This window comes from Thalassococcus halodurans (assembly GCF_900108225.1).
GTDB classification, from domain to species: Bacteria; Pseudomonadota; Alphaproteobacteria; order Rhodobacterales; family Rhodobacteraceae; genus Thalassococcus; species Thalassococcus halodurans.
In genome coordinates, this window is the sequence record NZ_FNUZ01000007.1 from 166566 (window position 1) to 189418 (window position 22853).

Genomic DNA, 22853 nt, shown 5'->3' on the forward strand with positions numbered 1-22853 from the left:
CAGAGGGATCATTCTACGGCTGCAAAAAGACCCTCGGGCACAGTGGACGCGCCACCGACCAGATCGGCACCACCCAGATCGAACATAACCTTCAGGAACGCTTCCGCGCCTTCGGCATCTACCGGACCACGCGCAGGCACACCGGCCAGCCAGTCATTCTTAAGCTGTTCGAACTGCGCGTCTGTCTTGGCGTTCATACGCGGTCGCACGGCCTCCCATGCGGCAGGGTCAGAGGCCAGCAAATCCTTGGCGTCGCGGCTTGCGTTATAGAACGCCTGCGCCAGACCCGGGTTCGCATCCAGATAGCTTTGCTTAAAGAAGTAGCCCAACAAAGGCGTATCCGTGTTCAGGCCCAGTTCTTTGGCAGCGGTCTGAACCGACATAACCTCTTTCATACCGGCGGCTTTCATCTTGGCAAGGAAGTGCCAGAAGTTGATCGCGCCGTTCAGTTCGCCACCCAGACCGGATTTGAAAATCAGCGGCGGGGCACCAAACACCTGTTCGGTGTCTGCCTTCAGATCCATGCCGTATTCCTGCTGCGCATAGGCGCGCAGGATCAGCCAGCTTTTGTCCAAGGGACCACCGGCAATGCCGATCTTGCCGCCTGCCAGATCCTTCAGGCTGGTGGCAGTACTGTCCTTGGGCACCACGATACCGCCCACGGCCTTGGAGTACGGCACAACGACGTAATCCTTGCCATCGGCGTTCTGGCGCGCGACCCAGATCCAGTCGGCAACGGCCATATCGGCTTCGTCGCCTTCCACGGCGACACGGGTCGCGCCGTTGTCTGCGTAGGGCATCACCTCGAGCTTGAAGCCGTGCTTTTCGTCCAGACCGTTTTCGACAATCGTCGCCAGTTCCCAGTTGACCGTTCCGATCTTAAGAACCGCTGCACGAACTGTCGGCAGATCCTGCGCAAAGGCCGCGCCTGCCATGGCCACAGCAACCGCCGTTGCGCCCAGTCTTGTCAGAAAATGTTTCATCACGTTTCCTCCCACGGGTGATGGTGCCTGCGCGTCAGGTTATTCCTGACGGCGGCTCACTTCATTCAGGTCCAGATCAAGCTTGATGTCCTGCTGACCACTGCCTGCACAAATGACATCATCCAGATCGTACCCGTCTTCTTCAACCTCGATATCATCGGGGTCCATTTCGCACTGCTGTTCCGCCAGAAGCGCCATGATCTGTGCAACCACCTCTTCGGATGCTTCCTCTTCATGAGAGGCTGCAAAGACCGGTGCCGCAAGTGTCAGGCACAGGGCGGATGTCATCAGTTTCTTCATGTCTATAACTCCTGAAACGAAATCAATTCGGCGTCACGACAACGCCCCAAGGCTGTTGTCCGACTTGTACAGATTTGATGGCCTTTTCCTTTTCAACATCGATAACAGTGATGTCGTTGGAATTGCCATTGGTCGTTAGTAGGTACTTCTGGTCAGGGGTGAACCCCAACTGCCAGACGCGCTGCCCCACAATGATGTAATCCTTCACCTCAAGCGTCGCGCCATCGACGACAGCGACACGGTTTGCAGGCCCCAGCGCGATGAAAATCTTGGATCCGTCCGCCGTCACTTTCAGGCCCACAGGCTGCAGCCATTCCGGCAAAACGCCCGGCACCTCAAAGCTGATCTTGCCCGCAACGGTCGGCGCGCCGGTGTCATCGATATCCATCACCGTGACCGTGCCGCCGATTTCAGACGTTACGAACAGACGCTTGCCGTCATCGGTGTATTGCGCATAGCGCGGGCGCTGATCGACCAGCACGTTGTGCTTGATCTTATAGTCTTCGGTCGAAATGAAATGCGCCATGTTGGTGGTTTCAGAGGTGTTCACCACAAACTTGGTGTCCGGCGAAATGCCCATGCCTTCGGGTTCAACACCCACCGGCACCTCGGCCAGAATGGTACGCGTTTCCGTATCCGTCACGGTCACAAGGTTGTCGTCCTCGTTCGCGATATAGAGCGGGTTGCCGCTGGGATGCAGAACGAACAGCTCGGGGTCAGGACCAGACGGAAGGGTGTGGATTTCCTTATACGTCTCGGTATCGAACACCCGCACAGTGTCGTCGTCCGATGCCGCAACATAAAGCTTTTTCCCATCGGGGCTGATGGTGATGCCGCGGGGGCGGTTGCCAGCATCAAACTCTGCCAGCACTTCCCAGGTGTCGGTGTCCACCACGGTGACCGTGTTGCCCTTTTCGTTCGACACGAACGCCTTGTTCGCCATGGCGGGCATCGCCACCACGGATGCCAACGCCGCAGACAAAAACAACGATTTCATCACGGTAATCTCCAATCAGTTAAATGCGGTGCAAGAAGATTCAGGCTTATCCAACCCGAGTGTATCGAGCGGCGAAACCTGATGCAGGAACCCGTCCTGCGGCGACACGCTGACTGTTATCCGCCCGTCATAAAGCAGAATTGGCTGGCGCAACTGGCCGTTCCAAGGCCGGAACGTCACTGGCACGCCCTTGAAGGCGGCCAGTTCGAATTCATCACTGATCGCATAGTCCAGAATGGTCTGCGGATCGTTTGACGAGGTCCGGATCACCGCCTCGCCCAGCACGCGCAGGGACAGCCAGACCTGATAATCCTCTTCACGGATATAGCGGCCTGTCAGTTCTTCGAACCGGCGCTGGAACTGGGTCGCGCCCCATGCCTCATGCGCGCCGTGGATTGTCACAGGCCGCAGCCCCGCCGCCCCCATCACAGGGCGCGGTGTCCACAAATGGAACGGAAGGTATGGCGCGAACACGTCGGACTCATCGGCGGCGATCACCACCTCGTGGTCGTCGGCATCTTGGGTAAAGACCGGCAACTGACGCTGAACCAGAACGTGGCCCGTATCGGTACGGCGCGACCCGCCGGTGTCTTCGAACTCACGCTCTTCTGCGATACGCCCGCCGAATTTCTTTGCCGCACGGCGATAGGCACCAGCCAAAGCCTGATCTTCGGGGTTCGAGCCGTGGATCAGGAACCAGCGCGGCCAGCGCTTCCACAAGGCAAACTGCGCCACCGCATCGGCCCGCATCGCGCGGGATGGCGCCACATGCAAAACGTTTGCGCGGCATTCATTGTCACGCAGCGCAACGCCCTCGGCCTGCGCGTTAAACACCACCGCCCCATCCTGTGCAGCGCGGTCCGCCAGTCGGGTCAGATCGGCATCATCGGCCATCAGAATGATGAACCTGATCCCGTCGGCCAGGATCGCATCCAGCGCGGCATCGGCCTCTTCTGGCGGCACGGCAACTGTCGTGGTTTCATAGGTGTGGCCAAGGAACGTGCCCGTGGTACCGTTGTCTTCATCCGCTAGCTGCGCACCGGCAAAGCCATTGTCTTCTGGGAATTTTTCGTAACGCGAAATCGGTGCTAGACGCGGGGGATCAATCCGCAGCACAGCCGCCTTGATTTCCAAAGCCGCCAAATCTATCGACATGCCGCCCCACATGAGGGCCGCAAGAAACACCATCAGGATGCGTTGCAAATTTTCCTCCCTTGCCGTTCTAACGACGGCTGCGTTGACTGTGCCACACACCACGCATACGTGAACCGATACTTTTGGAGCATTGAAGCCCAAGGCCCCGAGTTTCACCATGACCGATATGAAGTGGATCGCGGCCTTTTTCCTGACCTGTCTGGCACCCATTGTGGCGGCGCAACAGCCCGCCCAGCCTGACTTTGATCACAGTGCAAAGGTTGCGTTCTTCGGCATCACATATCTGGATGAATCGCTGCAAACCCAAACATATGGCCCTGATCCGGCGGAATTCGCGCGGATCGAGATGCTAGAAGACATGGTGCGCGACTGGTTTTCCGAGGCAGGTCTGTCCTTTGTTGATCTCACACCCGCCGAGGAAGACATCAATCGCGTCGTCAATCTGGCGAAATGCTACGGCTGTGATTCGCGGATCGCGGTCAAACTGGGGGCCCAGTATTCACTTGTCGGTGAGGTGCAGAAGGTGTCGAACCTGATCCTTTCCATGAACCTGCAGTTGCGCGATGCCGCGACAGGGAACATGGTACGGGGACGGGTTGTCGATATCCGCGCCAACAACGACGAGGCATGGGCTCGGGGCATGCGCTACATCCTGAAAAATGCATTCTTCAACTGACGAGGAGACAGAGAAGAACAATGAAACGGTTTTCAATTCTCATGGCGGTCCTGGGCTTTCTGCTGCCCGCCATGGCCATGGCCCACGGGCCCACACGGCAAAAGGTGACGCTGACCACAGAAGTGGCCGCTGAACCCGCCGAAGTCTGGGCCGCAATCGGCAACTTTCAGGACATGTCCTGGCATCCTGCGGTCGCCGCCACCAACGGTGAAGGCGGCAATGAGCTGGACGCAACACGCGTTCTAAGCCTTGGTGCTGCGGACGGCCCGACAATCGCAGAGGTTCTGTACAAGTTCAGCGATGAAAAGATGTCGTATTCCTACCGGATCACCGACGTCGCCGTCGAAGTTCTGCCGGTCACCAACTATTCGTCGCACCTGACGGTCAAACCCCGCGATGGCGGTGGCTCGATCGTGGAATGGCGCGGCGCGTTCTATCGCGGCTACCCGAACAACGATCCACCGCCCGAACTGAGCGATGAGGCCGCGATCAACGCCGTCACAGGCGTATACCAGCAAGGTCTTGATGCATTGGTCGAGAAGTTCGGTGCCCCGAACTCCTAAGGCCCTTTGCCTGATCCTGTCCCTCGCGGCCCTACCGGCTGCGGGGGACATTGCCTTTGTGACGAACCAGAACGGCGAGGAACTCAGCGTTCTGGACCTAAGCGCAGGCACCGAAATCAACCGCATCCCCCTGCCCGGCCAACCGGCAGGCATCGCGGTTCACGGAACACATATCTTTACCGTTTCACCCGAGGCCAAGACGGTACGCCGCTTTGACCGCGCCACCATGACCGAACAGGCCCGCGTCACACTGGACGGCGGCCCGACGGGCATCGCCTATGATCCCACACGCGACAGGCTGTTTATCTCGGACTGGTTCAACACGCGGCTTTGGGCGCTGGATGGTGCGACGCTGACCGTACAGGCGGAACTGGCCACAGGGGTATCGCCCTCGGGCATCGCGGTGTCCGACGATGGCCGCTGGATTGCCTCGGCCGACAGGGATTCAGACCAGGTGTCGATCTTCGACGCCGAAACGCTGGACCTGCACAAAGTGGTACCCGTGGGCGTCCGTCCCTATGGCCTGCGCTTTGATGATCAGCACCGCCTGTTTGTCGGCAACGTGGGCACCAACGATGTGTCGGTCATCATCCCCGACACAGGCGAGATCATCGCAACCGTACCCGTGGGCGACCGCCCCTATGGCGTCGCCTTTGCCAAAGGCCGCGCCTTTGTCACCAACCAATATGAAAACACCATCACCGTCATCGACCTGACCACCTTGGAACCCATCAAAACCATCGAGGGCGGCGAATATCCCGAAGGCATTGACGCCACAGAAGACGAAACCACCATTGTTGTGGCAAACTGGTTTGAAAATACCGTCACCTTGATTGACGCCGAAACCCTAGAGATTACCGGCGACATAGAAACGGGGGACGGTCCACGCGCCTTTGGCGTGTTCATTTTAGGGGAGGACTAGAATGAAGGGATTTCTACTAACCACCGCATTCACCGCGCTCGCGCTGCCCGCCGTGGCAGGCGAAAGCTGGGACAATGTTCGTGCCCAGCTTTATGGCGATAAGGCGCTATTGGACGGCACGCAGGTGATTGCGCTGGATGTGCCCTATCGAAGCCCCAACGATGGCCGCACCCAGATCGCCGCCCATGTCGCGGCCCCTGCGGGCAAACGGCTGGGCGAAATCACTGTGGTCTTGGATGAAAACCCGATGCCCGTGTCCGCGGTCTTCGAAATGGATCAGCCGCAAGAACGGTTTTTCTTCGACGTCACCATGCGCGTCAACGGCCCTACCCCGCTGCACGTCGTGGCTGAAACCACCGACGGCGCGCTTTACGTGGTCGAGGGGTTTGTGAAGACCTCGGGCCAAGGGGCCTGCGCCGCCCCGCCGGGAACCGATATGGAAGAGGCGCTGGCCACGCTCGGAAATATGACGATCGGCGTGGATTCCCTTAAATCCGGCGGTGCGCTGGATAAGCTTGCCGCACTCAGCCAACGGCAACGCCAGCTTGATCTGGATATCTCGCACCCGTCGAACTCTGGCATGCAGATGGATCAGATCACCCTTCTGTTCGTCCCGATGCGTTATGTCGAAGACGTCCAGATCGATCTGGACGGCGGCGGATACGTGGGCATGACGGGGTCGATTTCCTTATCGGAAAACCCCCGCGTCAGCCTGTCTGTGCCTGCGCAAACCCAATCGGTGGATGTCACCATGACAGACACCGACGGGTTCACCAGCCACGCGCACAAGGACCTTGCCGGTTTCTAGGCCTCGACCTGCGCCAGTTCCGCTGCGAAGTGATCCAGCAGACGATGTTTCAGGATCTTGCCCGTCGCCGTCGCGGGCAAGACATCGGTCAGGATGATCCGGTTGGGGCGTTTGTAAGCAGACAGCGTCGTCTTGACGAATGCGGTCAGATCATCCGGAGTGACATCCGCCGTAGGACCCACCTGCACAAAGGCCAGCACCTCTTCGTTGCCCTCAACCGTCCGGCCAATCACAGCCGATTGCACCACCTGCGGATGGTCATTCAGCGCGGCTTCGACCTCGGGCGGATAGACGTTGAAACCGCCACGAATGATCAGTTCCTTGCTGCGCCCCACAATATGCAAACGGCCTTCTTCATCGATGCGCCCCAGATCGCCGGTGCGCATATAGCCGTCCTCGGTGATCGCCGCCGCCGTCAGATCGGGCGCGCGGAAATAGCCCTTCATCACCTGCGGGCCTTTGACCTGCACTTCGCCCACTCCGGCCTCGGAGCCGACTGTTTCGTCCAGCCTGACCAGAGTTTCAGGCAGCGGCGGACCCACCGAAATATCGGGGTGCCCGATAGGATGCTGCGTGCCCGACACCCCCGCCGTGGTTTCCGTCATGCCATAGCCGTTCTGCAGCGCGATGCCATAAAACGCCTCGGCCTTGCGTTTCCACGTGGGATCAAGCGGCGCGGCACCTGACGACACATAGCGAAGTGATTTGTTCTGCAACGTGCTGTGCCCATGCTCGGCGGCAAAGGCCATCAACAACGCGTGCATCTGCGGCACCGCAGGCAGCACCGTGACCCCGCCTTCCAATGCCTCGTACAACGCCTTGGGCGTGAACCGTGCGGCCAGCTGGATCGTCGCCCCCACAAGGGTCGAGGCCATCAGCATCGACGCCAGCCCGAACACATGGGTCAGCGGCAGCGCGCCATAAACACGATCTTCCGCCACCAATTTGCGCAGCCCGACCGAGGCCTCGGCCGCGTAAATCAGGTTGCCATGGGTCAACATCACACCCTTAGGGTCGCCCGTTGTACCCGTAGTATACAGAATGACCGCAATATCCTGTTCGCCCTTGGGCAGCGAAGACTGAAGTGTTCTGAAATGCACCTGTCCGGCCAAAAGCGCCTCTGGCGTGGCCGCAGCATCGTCGGCGTGTTTGCCCGCTTCCACCGATATACCTGAAGTATACAGCACCAGATCGGGGTCAGAATGCGCCTCGATCCGTGCAAGCTCGGCCCCAGACATCCGCGCGTTTACTGGAATGATCCACGCGCCGATCCGGCTGGCAGCAAAAATCGCCACGGGCAGCACAACGGCATTTTCCGCAACAGCCAACAAACGCCCGCCAGCCTCCAGCCCATGATCCCGCAACGCGGCTTCCATCTGGTCGATCATCGCGCCGTACTGGTTCCACGTGATCGGCGTTTCATCCGCATCGATCATCGCCAGCGCGTCGGCCCGCCCCGCCAGATGCGGGGCCAGCAGATCGTCAATCCGTTCGGCTTTTGTCATGGCACCCTCCCCTGATGCGCTGAGCACAACTTACGCTGCAGACAGACGGATGAACCGTTCCAGATGGAAATCCGTATCGCCAAAGCGGTGGTCGACCATGGTCAGACGTTTGGCGAAATGTGACAGCGCATATTCCTGCGTCATGCCAATCCCACCATGCATCTGGATCGACTCTTCCACCACCTGACGCGCAACACGCCCGATCAGGTTTTTCGTGGCCGAGACATGACGTTCGCGTTCCACACGATCACCGTCCAGATTGCCCGCAAGGTTGATCACCGCGGACCGCGCCTGTTCGATTTCAATCAACACATCTGCCATCCGGTGTTGCAGCACTTGGAATTTGCCAATCGGCTGGCCGAACTGTTTGCGCTGGCTCAGATAGTCGGTGGTCAGGGTCTTGATGGTTTCCATCAACCCCAGCGCCTCTGCCGCGATGGCGCAGGTGGCGCGTGCATTGGCATCTTCCAACGCGGCAAATGCCTGCCCTTCGGCACCCAGCAGGGCATCGCCCCCGACAGTCACATCCGTCAACGTCACCTCAGCCGCGCGGCCGCCACCATTCAACGGATAGCTGCGCATCTCAACGCCGTCCTGCCCCACAGGCACAAGGAACAGCGAAATCCCGTCCTGATCCATCGCGTTCCCCGAGGTCCGCGCGGACACGATCAGCATCTGCGCCGACGGCGCGCCCACAACCACAGCCTTGCGTCCGTTAAGGACATAGCCATCACCCTGCGCCTTGGCCGTCGCCTCAACCCGTGACAGGTCATAACGGCTGTTCGGTTCGCCATGCGCAAAAGCCACCTGCACCGCACCGCCGATGATCTCATCCACCAACCCGCGCTGCGTGTCGTTACCCAAAGCGGCGATCAGACCGCCCGACAGCACGCCCACATCCAGCAGCGGCTCGACCAGACCCGCGCGGCCCGTTTCCTCGAACACCAAGCTCAGGTCAAACCCCGCGCCACCAAAGCCGCCGTCTTCTTCGGAAAACAGCGCGCCGATGACACCCATTTCCGCCAGACCGGCCCAAAGGCCCACATCATGCCCCGCTTCGCTTTCGGTCGCAGCCGCCAGCCCTTCGTGCGTCACGCTTTCAGACAGATAGCGCCGCAGGCCGTCCTGAAGCATCTGCCGTTCTTCGGTAAGTTCAAAGTTCATGGATCACAGCCCCAGAATTGCTTTGCTGATGATCTGGCGCTGCACTTCGTTCGAGCCGCCATAGATCGACAGTTTTCGGTTGTTGAAATAAGCCTGCGTGCCCGCCATCGCGTACTCCGGCCCGACCGGATCAGCATTGCTGCCGGCCTCCAGTTCCTCGGATACAAACGGCGCGGCATAGGGGCCAATCGCCTGCCGAGTGAGCGCATTGATCTCTTGCCGGATGATTGTGCCTTTGACCTTCAGCATCGAGCTTTCCGCACCGGGCGCATTGCCTGCCGCCGCCGCCGCGATCACGCGCAGGTTCGTGGTCGCCATCGCCATCAGGTCAATTTCGACCTGCGCCAAACGCCCCGCAAAAAACGGGTTCTGGATTAGCGGCTGACCACCGGATTGTTCCAGCCCCGCAATCCGCCGCAAGTTCGCCAGCCCCTGACGGGCAAAGCCCACGCCTGCGATGTTCGTGCGTTCGTGGGTCAGCAGATACTTGGCATAGGTCCAGCCCTTGTTCTCCTCGCCCACAAGGTTTTCGACCGGCACACGCACGTTGTCGAACCAGACCTCGTTCACCTCGGCCTCGCCATCCAGCAGAACAATCGGGCGCACTTCGACGCCAGGCGTGTCCATGTCGACCAGAAGGAAGGAAATGCCTTCCTGCGGCTTGCCCTCTTTCGAGGTGCGCACAAGGCAGAAGATCATGTTGGCGTACTGGCCCAGCGTGGTCCATGTCTTCTGACCGTTCACCACGTAATGATCGCCATCGCGCACCGCCGTGGTTTTCACACTGGCAAGGTCCGACCCCGCCCCCGGTTCGGAATAGCCCTGACACCACCAGTCATCCCCGTTCAGGATACGCGGCAACCAATAGTCCTTTTGCTGCTGATTGCCGAACTTCTGCAGAACCGGCCCCAGCATGTGCAGACCGAACGGCACGATGCGCGGGGCACCGGCGGCGGTTGTTTCCATCTCGAAGATATGGCGCTGCACAGCATCCCATCCGGTACCGCCATATTCAGGCGCCCACGTTGCGGCCAGCCAGCCCCGTTCGTTCAGTATGGCGTGCCATTCCTCATAGTCGGCCTTGCCAAGACGTTTACCGCCTTTGACCTTATCGGACAGATGCGCAGGCAGTTTATCCTGCAGGAAACTCCGCACCTCGTCCTGAAAGGCAAGTTGTTCCGGCGTATAGCTTAGGTCCATGGATCCATGTTCCTTCTTAGAAAATTTCGAACAGGCCAGCGGCCCCCTGACCGCCCCCGATACACATAGTGACAACGCCCAGCTTGGCACCGCGGCGTTTGCCTTCGATCATCAGATGCCCCGTCATCCGCGCGCCGGTCATCCCGAAGGGATGACCCACGGAAATTGACCCGCCATTGACGTTCAGCTTGTCGTTGTCGATGCCCAGACGGTCACGGCAATAGATCAGCTGGCTGGCGAAGGCCTCGTTCAATTCCCACAGGTCGATGTCATCGACGGTCAAACCATGGCGCTCCAACAGGCGCGGCACGGCAAAGACGGGGCCGATCCCCATTTCATCCGGCGCACAGCCCGCAACGGCAAACCCAAGGTAACGCCCCAGCGGCTCCAGCCCCGCTTTCGCGGCCTCAGCCTCATCCATCATAACCAGCGCGGCAGCGCCGTCAGACAGTTGCGATGCGTTGCCTGCCGTCACGAACTGGCCCTCGCCCCGAACCGGTGTCAGGCCCTGAAGCGCATCCAAAGTGGTGGACGGACGGTTGCATTCATCCTGCGTGAACCGTGCCTCGACCATGGATGTTTCACCGGTCGCTTTGTCGGTCACCGCCTTGATAACATCCATCGGCGCGATCTCGGCGTCAAAGCGCCCCGCCTCTTGTGCCGCCGCTGTGCGCTGCTGGCTTTGCAAGGCCAGCGCATCCTGCGCGTCGCGGCTGACGCCATAGCGGTCCGCCACGATGTCGGCGGTTTCGATCATGGTCATATACAGGTCGGGCCGGTGTTCGGTGATCCAGTCATCCGCTACCGATTTCGCAGGCGGCTGGACCAGCGAGATGGACTCAAGACCCCCCACCAGAACGGCACGTGCCCGTTCGCCAGCGATCATCTGCCCCCCCATGGCGACCGCCTGAAGGCCCGAGGCGCAGAAGCGGTTCACGGTCGTGGCCGCGATGGTATCGGGCAGGCCCGCACGGATCACCGCCTGCCGCGCGATGTTGCGGCCTGTTTCGGCCTCGGGGTATCCGCAACCCCAGATGCTGTCTTCGATCAGCGCGGGGTCGATGCCCGACCGTTCCACGGCGGCGGCGGCAACGTGCCCCGCCATCGTCGCGCCGTGGGTGGCGTTCAGCGCGCCGCGCTTGGCTTTGCCGATGGGTGTACGGGCGATGGAAACCAGAACTGCGTTTGTCATGAATCAGGCTCCCTCGCCCGTGTTCAAACTGTCGAAATCACGGCCTTCGCTGACCAACTGGCGCAGCAACGGCGCGGGTGCCCAGAACGCGGGATCGCTTTCGGCAAAACGTTCCAGATCGGCCAAAACCGTGGGCAACCCCGTCAGGTCCGCCCACTTCATCGGGCCGCCCCTGAACCGTGGAAAGCCATAGCCCGCCACCAAAGTCACATCGATGTCCAAGGGCCGCGCGGCGATACCGTCGCCCAGAACCTTGGCCCCTTCATTGACCATCGCGCACATATAGCGGCGCTGGATCTCGTCATCGGTAAAGCTGCACTCGGCAACACCCGCCTTTTCCCGTTCTGCCGCGATCAGGGCATCCACCTCGGGGTCCGGCGTGCCTTTGCGCGCATCATCATAGATGTAATAGCCACGCCCGCTTTTCTGGCCGATCCGACCCATGTGATAAAGCTCATCCGCCCACGTGGGCTGAACACTGTCGGCCTTGCCCTCGGCCGCTTTGCGCTGGCGCGTCATGAACCCGATATCCAGACCCGCCAGATCGGCCACCTGATAGGGGCCCATGGCAAAGCCGAAGTCACGGATCGCGGCATCAACCTGATAGGGGCTGGCCCCGGCCAGAACCATCCGGTCCGCCGCCGCGCGGAAGGTCGACAGGATGCGGTTGCCGATAAACCCGTCGCAAACACCCGCGCGAACCGGCGTTTTGCGCAGCAGCTTGGCCAGCGCAAAACCCGTCGCGGTCACATCCGCAGCGGTCTGATCCGCCACAACAATCTCAAGCAGCTTCATGATATGCGCGGGCGAAAAGAAATGCAGGCCGATCACGTCGAACGGACGCGAAGTGCTGGCCGCGATTTCGTTGATATCCAGATAGGACGTGTTGGTCGCCATCACCGCACCGGGCTTCATCACACGGTCGAGTTCGGCAAAGACGGCTTTCTTGACGCCCATGTCCTCGAACACCGCCTCGATCGCCAGATCAACATCCGACAGCGCATCGTAACCCACCGCACAGGTCAGCCCGTGTTCCAGCAATTGATCCCGCTGGCCTTCGGTCATCTTCCCGCGTTTGACGGCAGAGTTCAGGTTCTTGGTGATCGTCGCTCGGGCCTTATCGGCGGCCTCTTGGTTCTGTTCGACGACCACGACCGGCAGATGACTTAGCAATGCCGCCGTTGCGATACCCGATCCCATCAGGCCGCCACCGACAACGCCGATCTTGCCCAGATCGCGCGCCTCAACGCCCTTCAGTTCGGGCAGCTGCGTGACTTTCCGTTCCGAGAAAAACGCATGGATCAAACCGGCGCGCTGCGGCGTGTCGATCATCTTCATGAACAACTCGCGTTCGGTTTTCAGACCGTCCGCCAGATCGGTTTGGGTCGCGACCTCAATCGCGTCAATCGCGGTCAGTTGCGCCACCTGCCCTTTGGCCTTCTTGGCCCACAGATCGCGCGCCGCTTTGAAGGCCTCCGCATCAAACTCGGGACGCGGCATCGCAGCAATGGGGCGCGCGCCCTTGCCATCGGCCAGCAGCGTTTTGGCATAGGCGATGCCCTCGGCCCGCATGTCATTGGTGTCGCTCAGCGCGTCGACCAATCCATGCTCCAACGCCTTGCCCGCAGGCCAGCGCCCCGCCGCTGGGATCATTTCCAACGCGGTTGCCACACCGGCCAAACGCGGCACCCTCTGTGTGCCACCCGCGCCGGGGATCACACCCAGCGAGACCTCGGGCAGACCAACAACTGCATCCTTCGCCGCAATGCGATAGTGGGCTGCCAAAGCCACCTCGAAACCGCCACCCAAAGCGACGCCATGAATGGCCGCGACCACGGGTTTTTCCTGCGCTTCTATCCGGTTCAGAACAGCAGGCAGAAAGGGCTCTTTCGGCGGCTTGCCGAATTCCGAAATATCCGCGCCGCCGATGAACAACCGCCCCGCGCCAGTAATCACTAACGCCTTTGCATCGGCATCTTTGGCAAAGCGGTCGACGGCTACACCCAACCCCTGACGCACCGCATGCGACAGCGCATTGACCGCGCCATTGTCGATTGTGATAACGGCGATATCGCCGTCGCGTTCGTACTTCACATGATCGGTCATGTGTCCTCCCTTTAATCCCGCTGGTCCGAATTGGATTCCATTCAGCAGAATTTATTCACCCAGACCGCCGCACGATGGCGGACGGCAATCCCATCAAATTCTCAAGCTCGCGCACCCCTTCGGCCAGCTTCGGGCCGACCTCTTCGCGCATCCGTTCCTGCGTCAGATCGGCGGGCAGCGCGCCGCAGGTAAAGACCACAGGCTCGCTCAGATCGCGCGACTGGAACGGCACCGCGACCGCATGGATGTGCGGCGCGAAATAGTCGGTGGGGTCGGCGATCACATAGCCTTGCGCAATCAACTGCGAATAAGCATCGCGCCGGACCTCGCGGGCACGCTCTTCGGCTAGGCCACGGTCGCCGTCGATATCATCCATCATGCGGGCAAAACCGTCATCCGTGACCGCCGCCAGCATCGCGTGACCCGACGACGAATTGTTCACCGGCACACGATGCCCGACCTCAAGCCAGAGCGACGACACATTGCGCGGCCGCCAAGTTTTCGCGATCAGCAGCTTCTTTCCATCCCGCACCAACAACAGCGCCAGCGTGCCGGTTTCATCGGCCAACCGCTGCATGATGCTGTTTGACAGTTCCACAAAGGAAATCGACGACGCGGCAACGTTGCCAAGTGCCAGCAGCGCGGGGCCCGGGCGATAACGGTCATGGCGGTGCGCGTGGTTCAGATACCCCAGCGATTGCAGCGTAAACGTCAGCCGCGACACGGTCGCCTTTGGAATGCCCGTGCGCTCGGATATCTCGGCATTGCCCAGCCCGTCATCTGATGGCCGGAACGCCCGCAGCACGGACAGCCCGCGCGCAAGGGTCGTGGCGAAACGGCGGTCGTCTTCCAAACGGTCGGATTTGGGGGCGGACATGGGGCGTGTTTCCTGCGGTTCGATCATTTCAGCCACCCTACAACGAACTCGGGATCAGAAGCGACAGGATCGGGAAGGCCATGATCAGCGCCAGCACGATGATATCAACGGTCAGGAACCGAAGGATGCCGCTGAAAATCCGGTCCAGCGGAACCTCTTTACCGACCACACCTGCGATGACGAAAACGTTCAGGCCCACAGGTGGTGTGATCAGCCCGATTTCCAGCAACTTGATCACCACAACGCCGAACCAGATCAGGTTGAAGCCATAGCTTTCGACCAGCGGCACCAAGAGCGGCAGGGTCAGAACCATGATGCCAATCGGATCAAGGAACATGCCGAGAAGCAGGTAAATCGCCGCAATCGCCAGAAGCAGGGCCAGCACCGACAGATCGGCCGAGGTGACAAAGCCCACGATGTCATTGGCCACGCCGGTCAGGGCGATGAAGGCCACGAAAATCTTGGCCCCCGCGGCGATCAAAAAGATGGAAGTGGTTTGCAGACAGGTTTCGCGCACCGACTCCCACAGTGCCTTGAACGTCAGCTTGCGCTGCGCAAAGCCGATGATGACCGCCGCGCTGACGCAAACAGCCGCAGCTTCGGTCGGGGTAAAGAACCCGCCATAGATGCCGCCCACGATGATCACGAACAGCAGAACCGCCGGCCATGCCTCCCACGCGGCCTGCATCCGTTCGGCCCGTGTGATCTGGCCTTCGAACCGCGGCGCAGCCGACGGATCGCGCCAGACCCAGACGAAGATCACCAGCAAAAAGCCCAACAGCGAAATCAGACCCGGAATGATCCCCGCAAGGAACAGCGAGGAAATCGAGGTCTCGGTGAAAATGCCGTAGATGATGAACAAAACCGACGGCGGGATCAGTGACCCCAACGTACCGCCTGCTGCAACGCTGGCTGTGGCCAGTCGCTTGTCATAGCCCATCGACAGCATTTCCGGCGAACAGATGCGGCCCATGGTCGAGGCGCAGGCAATCGACGATCCGGTGATCGCGGAAAACCCGCCACAGCCCATAACGGACGCCATCGCCACGCCACCGGGGACCGACGCCAACCAGACGCGCGCGGCATGATAAATCTTGGTCGTGATCTCGGCCCGGTAAGCGATGTGACCAAGCGCCACAAAAAGCGGGATCATCGACAAGTCATAGGAATGGATCAGATCGAATGAGTTCGAGAAGACCAAGCTTGTCGTAGGCCGGATCGCACGGTCGGGCATGAACACCCCTGTGCGCATGGCAAAAATCAGGAACGTCCCGATGGTCGCGACACCCGCCAGCGCAAAGGCGATAGGCACGCGCAGGCCAAGCAACAACAGGACCGAGGCAAACGCCACAAGGCCGATCAGAGTACCGTCCATAATCAGCCCCCTGCCCCGTCAGCATTCTCGATCAGGGTTTCCCCACGGCGCAACCGCGCAATGTCGCCCACGACCAGAACCAGCAACCGGACCCAGCACACGACGATGCCCAGCAGGAACAGCACCCGCCCCGGCCATTTCGGCAGTTCCAGATCACCAAAGAAATATGCCCCCGACGCAAAGGTATGCGTCATCTCGCGCCAGCCCGCGTAGATCAGCGGAGCAAGCGCGATCAGGCCGAACACCGACCCGAACACGACCAGCGCGTTCTGAACAGGCACAGGTAATTTGTTGGAAATGACCTCGACCACGATATGGGCGCGGTTGGCCGTTGTGGCCGCTGCCGGCAACAGCACCGCCGCCACCATCAGTTCACGCACCATCACGATCGTATCCGGTACGCCGGAATTCATCGTCACCCGCAGCACAACTGTCACAGTGATCAACAGACCCAGCGCAATCACCGCAGCGACAGCAAGGTCCAGCAACCACATCTCAATGCGTCGCAACATCGTCGTCTTCCAAAGTCAGGGGGTCAGGTCCGGCCACTGACAGGCCGGACCAAGTGCCGTTTAGCCGCGCAACCAGGGATAGCCCTTGGTGTCACGCTCTTCGGTGTATTTGTCGATCAGACCACGGTAGGTCTCCAACAGCGCTTCGCCGTCCAGACCAACCGCATTCGCCTTTTCGACCCATTCGCCGATAAAGACATTGCCCTTCTCGACAAGCTTCGAGCGTTCTTCCGCAGCCAGTTCGATCACCTCGACGCCCGCGTCCTTCATGGTCTGCACAGCTTTTTCGTTGTCAGCCGTGATCAGTTCACCCAGCAGATCCGGAACTTCGGCACCAGCGGTCAACAGCGCCTCTTGGGCGGATGCATCCAGCGCATCATAGGCGTCTTTGTTCATGAAGATGCCAAGTGCGCCCACCTGACCCCAGTTCAGCAAAGTGTAGCTGTCGATCACTTCCTGCTGCTTCAGCGCCGCGATGGCATAGGAATAGCCCTGCGAACAATCCAGCAGGCCGGTGTCCAGACCCTGATAGGCGTCGTAGATCGACATCGGCACCATGTTCGCGCCGAATTCCTTGAACGTGTTGCCGTAGGCACCAACGCCGCGCACTTTCTTGCCCGCGATGTCATCCACAGACCGGATCGCGCCGCCCTTACAGGCGATGTGCACAGCCGAGGTTGTGAACGTGCCGATGTAGACAAGGTTCATATCCGCAAGGTTTGCCTGAATGCTGGCGTCTGTGCGCATCAGTTCATCCGTGGCTTTCATGCCAACCCATGCATCAGGGTTTTCCAGAGGAAGGTCTGCGATGCCGTAGGCGACCATTTCCTTCGGGAAGTAGACCGCGATGATCGTACCCAGATCGGCCACGCCATCGGCAATACCTGCCAGCGCCGCGTTCGCCTTGAACAGCGCACCGCCCCATTGGATATCCATTGTTACAGAACCGCCCGATGCCTCGGCCGCCGCATCGGCAAAGCCCTGCAACGCCGCAGCGCGCGCGCCACGGTTCGGCCCGGCTTCACCAACAAACAGGGTTTGCGCTTGCGAGATACCCGCAGCAAACATCCCGAGGCCCATTACGGCCCCGCCCAGCAATCTTTTCATAGTCTCCTCCCAATTTTACTATGTGGAATTGCATTTCACATAATAGGCTAAGCGAGACTCGGGCGACGGTTCAACAGTTAATTTCGCACCTTCCGTCGCGCAGGCGGACAAGCGCACGAAAAACGCCGCCCTGATCCCAAGGCGGCGGCGCGGAAATCGACGTTGAATTGCGGTTAGGGCTGCGGCTCTTCCGGCGTGATCTGTTCCAGCGGATAATCCCACAAAGACCAGCCATCCGTGCCTTCTGGCAGCCAATAGACGGTGGTGTAGCCGTATTCCAAGGCGCGCTTGGCGGCGTTCCAGCTCATCCAGCATTCTTCCAAACAGAACATCAGAACGGGATGCGTTTTGTCCCCATTCGTCACTTTTGCAAGACCGCGTTTGAAATAGTCGTGGGTCACATCCGCCAGCGCGCCATAGCCCACATTCGGCAACCAGATCGCGCCGGGGATGCTGTTGCGCGGCTTATCGCGCCAGATCGTTCCGGGTGGCAGGTTGGCTGGCTTGGGGGCTTGGGGCAGCACGTCGATAAAGGCCGTTGCACCTTCTTCCCACAGGCGATGCGCCTCTTCGGGGCCGACCACAGTGCCGCCAGCCAATGTGGTGGGCACCGGACCACGATAATGGTCCATCCGGTAATCGCTGGGTTCGTCCTGCGCGGTTGCGCAAATGGGCAGCAAGCTGATCGCCAGTGCTGCCCAGATCCGTTTCATTGACCGACCTCGATCACGGCGTTGCCCATGTCATTGACCAAGGGCACGCCCGCGTCGGACAGAATGGCGTTAATTTCGTCCTGATGGCGGCGGATCAGCGAATTCAGCTTACGCTCCCACACCTTTTCACCCTGACGCACACCCATAGTGATCCGGAAAAACAGCCGTGGCGGCAGCGTTTCCTTGACCAAAGGCACAACCATCAGATCGGGGTAGTTTTCCTTGACCAACGGACCGGCCAAAGGCCCCCACAAAATCGCCGCATCGGTGTCGCCTGCGTTGACGTCGTTCAACATCGTTTCGACCGGATTTTCGTAGCGCCGGTCCACGACCAGATCATAGGGCTTGGCCCGCGCCAGCAACCGGTTACGCGCCATGTGATCCGCAGGCGGGCTGCCCGCAATGATGCCAATCCGTTTGCCCTGCAACGCCGGATCGCCCATCGTATCAACAGCGGCCAACGGCCCGTTCTTGGGCATGACCAACGCAAAAACAGACGTCATATAATGGTTGGTGTTCAGAACCAGCTCGTGGCCCTGCGCATATCCCATAATGACATCGCATTTGTTGGCTTTCAGCGTGTTGCGCACAAAGCCTGTCGCCATCGGATACCATTCATAGGACACCGGCAATTCCAGCTTGGACGCAATCAGATCGGCCAGCTTGTTCTCGTACCCCGTCTCTTCTTTGGTCGACATGGGATAGTTGGCCGGATCGGCACAGACGCGAAACGATGTCTTGGACACCAGATCGGACGTCTGTGCGGCACCGGGCCCTACCTGCGCCAGCAGGAGGGCCACAGCACCAATCAATGTCGTGACAGAGTTACGAACCCATGCAGGCATCTTCAGCCTCGCGGATCATATCAGACTTCGCCTCTTTCTTGGCGGGCCGTCCACGGGGAATTGCCTCCATGCCGCGTGCCTTCAGGTACGTATAGATATCGTCCAGATAGCACATGACGTTGGCGTTATCGCCAAAGTGCGGCATGACCGAGTTGCCGTTCATACGGCCGTTCACAACCACGTCGACGAAATCATAGTAGTCCATGTTCACGGCCGAGTTCTTGATCTTCGGCGCGTAGGTCGATCCTTCGCCATCAGGGCCATGGCATACATGGCATTCCGAATGATAACGGCGGAAACCCGAGAATGTCAGCCAGTCGACAGCGCCATCGTCATTGATGTTGAACGTCGGGATGTCGTCTTCGGTGTAGTAGCGGCCATCTTCGTCATACGAGACGGCGATATTCGGATCGTCTGCAGCAGCCTCGATAGGCTGGTCGCTCCAGGAAGCAGATTGTGCGAACGCAGCGAACGGTAGTCCAACCACAAATGCCGCAGCGACGAAAAGGGGAGATGCTGTACGCATGTCAGCGCAGACCTTTCAATTTGTGAGAAAACGCGGGCCGGCACACCGGTGAGGCGTACCGGCCCTATTCATGTGGTTTCGCTTAGTTCGGCAGCGAGAACACTGTCAGCTGACCACCCAGAGCGGTGTAGTCGCTCAGAGCAGCGTAGCCGCCCACAGCACCCAGACCGTCGTTCGGGTTTGTCAGACCAGCCGCCAGGCCGATGCCTGCCCAACCACCGATACCGGACAAGATGCCGATGTACTGCTTGTCATCATGCATGTAGGTCATCACGTTGCCGATGATGCCGGACGGTGTTTTGAAGCGATACAGCTCTGTGCCGTCTGTTGTGGACACGGCTTTCAGGTAGCCTTCCAGCGTGCCATAGAACACGACGTCACCCGCGGTAGCCAGAGCGCCGGACCATACCGAGAACTGCTCGGGGATGGACCATTCGATCTCACCGTTGATGTTGTCCCAAGCGATGAAGTTACCCATACCGCCGTGGCTGTCAGGTGCCGGATACATCGCCAGTGTCGCGCCAACGTAGGGCTGACCAGCTGTGTAGGACACGCGGAACGGTTCGTAGTCCATGCAAACGTGGTTTGTCGGAACGTAGAACAGTTCTGTTTCGGGCGAGTACGCAGCAGGCTGCTGGTCTTTTGTACCAAGAGCCGCAGGACAGATGCCTGTCGAGTTCACGTCTTCGCCGTTCTGCTCGGTCGAGTACTGAGCAACAACAGCCGGACGGCCATAGGTCTCAGACGCAGGGTCCATGTCGACGCCTGTTGTCCAGTTTACAGCCGGGTCATACTTTTCAGCAACCAGCAGTTCACCGGAAACACGGTCCATGGTGTACGCCAGACCGTTACGGTCGAAGTGGGTCAGAAGCTTGCGCTCAACGCCATCAATTTCCTGCTCCGTGAGGATCATTTCGTTGATGCCGTCATAGTCCCACTCATCGTGCGGTGTCATCTGGTAGAACCACTTGGCCATACCTGTGTCGATGTCACGTGCCATGATGGTCATGGACCAACGGTTGTCACCCGGACGCTGTGCAGGGTTCCATGTGGAAGGGTTACCTGTACCGTAGTACATCAGGTTTTCTTCCAGATCCGCGGAATACCAGCCCCATGTGGTGCCGCCACCGATCATCCACTGGTCGCCTTCCCAGGTGTTTGTACCCGAGTCTGCGCCAACCGGCTGGCCGAGGTGTGTTGTATTCTCGGGATCAGCCAGAATGTCGCTGTCCGGACCCATGGAATACGCGCGCCATGCAAGCGAACCGTCTGCGATGTTGTACGCGGTTACAGAACCACGAACACCGAATTCACCACCGGAAATACCGACGATGACTTTGTCTTTCACCGGCAGAACTGTGGCTGTGTTGGTTTCACCGATGGACGGATCGCCGTTTACGACGGACCATTCAACAGCACCTGTGTCTGCATTCAGCGCAACAACAGTTGTGTCAGCCTGGTGCAGGAAGATTTTGCCTTCTGCGTATGCTACGCCGCGGTTAACGGTGTCACAGCACATGACCGGAATAACGTTCGGGTCCTGCTTGGGCTCATACTTCCACTTGATCTTGCCTTCGTTGGCCAGGTCCAGAGCATAAACAATGTTCGGGAACGGCGTGTGCAGATACATTGTATCGCCAACAACCAGCGGCGAACCTTCGTGACCGCGCAGAACGCCGGTCGAGAATGTCCATGCAACCTGCAGGTCGCCCACGTTTTCCGCATTGATCTGGTCCAGCTGCGAGAAGCGCTGGTTTTTATAATCGCCGGTTTGGATGGCCCACTGGTTGGGGTTTGCCATATCAGCGACGAGACCGTCATTTGCTGCCGCCATAGACGCGCAAAGTGCAATCCCGGATGTCAAAAGCGCTAGCTTTTTCATTTCCAACTCCCTTGTTGAGACTTCAGTTATCAGCGAAACCCACCGGTTGATCCGGCCGAAGTACTGGTCCCGCCCGTATGCGCCCGGTTCGTTCTCCTCCCCCCGGGCACACACATTCTTATGTTCGCGTCAGCCGATCAGCGGCTCACTGGAACGTCGCCAGATAGGCGATCAGGTTGTCACGGTCTTTTTCCTTACGGAGACCTGCGAACGACATCTTTGTTCCCGGTGCCCAGTCGCGCGGCTTTTCAAGGAACGCGGCCAGCGTGTCTTCATCCCAGACAACGCCTTCTGCGCCTTTAGCGGCCAGAGCATCAGAGTATTCAAAACCTTCACCCGCTGCGACAGCGCGGCCCATCAGACCGTTCAGCACCGGGCCAACTTTGTTTTCTGCACCTTCACCAACGGCATGACATGCCTGGCATTTACGGAAAACTTTCTCACCTTTTGCAGCATCGCCATCGGCAGCCGCGATTCCTGCGGATGTTGCTACCATCAGTGCCGATGCGAGAATGTTCTTGAACATGTTTGTCCTTCCTTAGTCTGTCAGAGCAACCGCTCTGCGTGCCACTCTACGTGGTCTGCCGCGAACGTGCTGACAAAATAGTACGAGTGGTCATAGCCCTTTTGCATCCGGACCTGACCGGGTTGACGTCTTTTGGCCATGGCGGCTGCCAAAGCCTCTGGTTTCAGAAGGTCCAGGAACTGGTCGCTGGCCCCCTGGTCGACAAGAATATCATTTTTCCAGCCGAGCTCATCTAATAATAAAGTGCTATCGTGCTGCGACCAGTTACCCTCATCGTCACCCAGATAGGCAGACAGTTGCTTACGCCCCCAGTCCGATTGCGTCGGATGGGTGATCGGCGCGAAAGCGGACACAGAATCATAGCGTTCGGGGTTCCGCAGCGCGATCGTCAGCGCCCCGTGACCACCCATCGAATGGCCGGTGATCCCGTGACGGTCTTCCAACGGCAGGTGATCCATCACCAAAGACGGCAATTCCTGTGTGATATAGTCATACATCCGGAAGTGCGGCTTCCACGGATCGCGGGTCGCGTTCACATAGAAACCGGCGCCCTGCCCCAGATCATAGGCATCGTCATCAGCAACCCCTTCGCCACGCGGCGAGGTATCTGGGAAAATGATCGCAATGCCGTTGCGGGCCGCATGTTCCTGAAATCCGCCTTTGGTCATGGCGTTTTCATGGGTGCACGTCAGACCCGACAAGTACCACAGAACCGGAACCTTTCCGTCTTCCGCTTCGGGCGGAAGATAGACGGCAAAGGTCATCTCGCAGCCCGTCGTGTTCGACGGGTGTTTGAAGACAAGTTGTTTGCCGTCAAAGCTTCTGTTTTCCGAAACCAGTTCCATCAGGCTCAAAACTCCACGACGGCGCGGATTGATTTGCCTTCGTGCATGAGATCGAAGCCGTGGTTGATTTCGTC

General features: G+C 59.5%; 23 protein-coding genes. 4 read left to right on the top strand and 19 right to left on the bottom strand.

What is annotated here, in order from left to right:
* Window positions 1–8 precede the first annotated feature (8 nt).
* Genes C4S59_RS17920 through C4S59_RS17935 form a run of 4 tightly spaced genes read right to left on the bottom strand, consistent with a single transcriptional unit; the run spans window position 9 to window position 3468 of the window.
* A complete protein-coding gene (locus tag C4S59_RS17920; RefSeq protein ID WP_103911746.1) occupies window positions 9–983 on the bottom strand; it encodes an ABC transporter substrate-binding protein in 975 nt (324 codons plus the stop codon).
* A 39-nt stretch (window positions 984–1022) separates the two neighbouring features.
* Window positions 1023–1283: a PepSY domain-containing protein gene (locus C4S59_RS17925; RefSeq protein WP_103911747.1), complete on the bottom strand. Its 261-nt coding sequence runs from the start codon at window positions 1281–1283 to the stop codon at window positions 1023–1025.
* Window positions 1284–1305: 22 nt separating this feature from the next.
* A complete protein-coding gene (locus tag C4S59_RS17930) occupies window positions 1306–2280 on the bottom strand; it encodes a YVTN family beta-propeller repeat protein (RefSeq protein WP_103911748.1) in 975 nt (324 codons plus the stop codon).
* A 15-nt stretch (window positions 2281–2295) separates the two neighbouring features.
* Window positions 2296–3468, bottom strand: coding sequence for an ABC transporter substrate-binding protein (locus tag C4S59_RS17935; RefSeq protein ID WP_103911791.1), 1173 nt, complete (start codon window positions 3466–3468; stop codon window positions 2296–2298).
* Window positions 3469–3592: 124 nt separating this feature from the next.
* Here C4S59_RS17935 and C4S59_RS17940 point away from each other — a divergent pair, with 124 nt between their 5' ends.
* From C4S59_RS17940 to C4S59_RS17955, 4 genes are read left to right on the top strand one after another with little or no spacing between them, the layout of a single operon-like run.
* The gene (locus tag C4S59_RS17940; protein ID WP_234994825.1) at window positions 3593–4111 is read left to right on the top strand and encodes a DUF3280 domain-containing protein; all 519 of its coding nucleotides are present in this window, start codon (window positions 3593–3595) and stop codon (window positions 4109–4111) included.
* 20 nt (window positions 4112–4131) lie between these two features.
* Window positions 4132–4674, top strand: a complete 543-nt coding sequence (locus C4S59_RS17945) for an SRPBCC family protein (RefSeq protein WP_103911749.1) — start codon at window positions 4132–4134, stop codon at window positions 4672–4674.
* Entirely contained in the window at window positions 4658–5596 is a 939-nt protein-coding gene (locus C4S59_RS17950) for a YncE family protein (RefSeq protein WP_234994826.1), read from the top strand. The genes C4S59_RS17945 and C4S59_RS17950 overlap by 17 nt, the downstream gene beginning before the upstream one ends.
* 1 nt (window position 5597) lies before the next feature.
* Window positions 5598–6404 carry a quinoprotein dehydrogenase-associated SoxYZ-like carrier gene (locus C4S59_RS17955; RefSeq protein ID WP_103911751.1) on the top strand — a complete coding sequence of 269 codons (807 nt, stop codon included), beginning with the start codon at window positions 5598–5600 and terminating at the stop codon, window positions 6402–6404.
* Here C4S59_RS17955 and C4S59_RS17960 read toward each other — a convergent pair.
* From C4S59_RS17960 to fghA, 15 genes are all read right to left on the bottom strand, one after another.
* Window positions 6401–7909 (bottom strand): class I adenylate-forming enzyme family protein, encoded by a 1509-nt coding sequence (locus C4S59_RS17960; protein ID WP_103911752.1) that lies wholly within the window; start codon window positions 7907–7909, stop codon window positions 6401–6403. The two genes, C4S59_RS17955 and C4S59_RS17960, sit on opposite strands and share 4 nt — an antisense overlap.
* 30 nt (window positions 7910–7939) lie before the next feature.
* A complete protein-coding gene (locus C4S59_RS17965; RefSeq protein WP_103911753.1) occupies window positions 7940–9073 on the bottom strand; it encodes an acyl-CoA dehydrogenase family protein in 1134 nt (377 codons plus the stop codon).
* Window positions 9074–9076: 3 nt separating this feature from the next.
* Window positions 9077–10273 carry an acyl-CoA dehydrogenase family protein gene (locus C4S59_RS17970; RefSeq protein ID WP_103911754.1) on the bottom strand — a complete coding sequence of 399 codons (1197 nt, stop codon included), beginning with the start codon at window positions 10271–10273 and terminating at the stop codon, window positions 9077–9079.
* Window positions 10274–10289: 16 nt separating this feature from the next.
* The gene (locus C4S59_RS17975) at window positions 10290–11465 is read right to left on the bottom strand and encodes an acetyl-CoA C-acyltransferase (RefSeq protein WP_103911755.1); all 1176 of its coding nucleotides are present in this window, start codon (window positions 11463–11465) and stop codon (window positions 10290–10292) included.
* Between the two features lie 3 nt (window positions 11466–11468).
* Window positions 11469–13571 (bottom strand): 3-hydroxyacyl-CoA dehydrogenase NAD-binding domain-containing protein, encoded by a 2103-nt coding sequence (locus C4S59_RS17980; protein WP_103911756.1) that lies wholly within the window; start codon window positions 13569–13571, stop codon window positions 11469–11471.
* A gap of 55 nt (window positions 13572–13626) precedes the next feature.
* On the bottom strand, window positions 13627–14475 hold the full coding sequence (locus C4S59_RS17985; protein ID WP_234994827.1) for an IclR family transcriptional regulator: 849 nt from the start codon (window positions 14473–14475) through the stop codon (window positions 13627–13629).
* Window positions 14476–14485: 10 nt separating this feature from the next.
* Entirely contained in the window at window positions 14486–15823 is a 1338-nt protein-coding gene (locus C4S59_RS17990; protein WP_103911757.1) for a TRAP transporter large permease, read from the bottom strand.
* Between the two features lie 2 nt (window positions 15824–15825).
* Window positions 15826–16335 (bottom strand): TRAP transporter small permease, encoded by a 510-nt coding sequence (locus tag C4S59_RS17995; RefSeq protein WP_103911758.1) that lies wholly within the window; start codon window positions 16333–16335, stop codon window positions 15826–15828.
* Between the two features lie 60 nt (window positions 16336–16395).
* A complete protein-coding gene (locus C4S59_RS18000) occupies window positions 16396–17442 on the bottom strand; it encodes a C4-dicarboxylate TRAP transporter substrate-binding protein (RefSeq protein ID WP_103911759.1) in 1047 nt (348 codons plus the stop codon).
* Window positions 17443–17615: 173 nt separating this feature from the next.
* The gene (locus tag C4S59_RS18005; RefSeq protein WP_103911760.1) at window positions 17616–18155 is read right to left on the bottom strand and encodes a PQQ-dependent catabolism-associated CXXCW motif protein; all 540 of its coding nucleotides are present in this window, start codon (window positions 18153–18155) and stop codon (window positions 17616–17618) included.
* Window positions 18152–19000, bottom strand: a complete 849-nt coding sequence (locus tag C4S59_RS18010; RefSeq protein ID WP_103911761.1) for a quinoprotein dehydrogenase-associated putative ABC transporter substrate-binding protein — start codon at window positions 18998–19000, stop codon at window positions 18152–18154. Before C4S59_RS18010 ends, C4S59_RS18005 begins: the two co-directional genes overlap by 4 nt.
* Window positions 18981–19526, bottom strand: coding sequence for a c-type cytochrome, methanol metabolism-related (locus C4S59_RS18015; protein WP_103911762.1), 546 nt, complete (start codon window positions 19524–19526; stop codon window positions 18981–18983). Before C4S59_RS18015 ends, C4S59_RS18010 begins: the two co-directional genes overlap by 20 nt.
* A gap of 82 nt (window positions 19527–19608) precedes the next feature.
* A complete protein-coding gene (locus C4S59_RS18020) occupies window positions 19609–21408 on the bottom strand; it encodes a methanol/ethanol family PQQ-dependent dehydrogenase (protein ID WP_103911763.1) in 1800 nt (599 codons plus the stop codon).
* A gap of 145 nt (window positions 21409–21553) precedes the next feature.
* Window positions 21554–21934, bottom strand: coding sequence for a c-type cytochrome (locus tag C4S59_RS18025; protein ID WP_103911764.1), 381 nt, complete (start codon window positions 21932–21934; stop codon window positions 21554–21556).
* Between the two features lie 20 nt (window positions 21935–21954).
* Window positions 21955–22779, bottom strand: coding sequence for an S-formylglutathione hydrolase (fghA, locus tag C4S59_RS18030; RefSeq protein ID WP_103911794.1), 825 nt, complete (start codon window positions 22777–22779; stop codon window positions 21955–21957).
* Window positions 22780–22853: the final 74 nt, after the last annotated feature.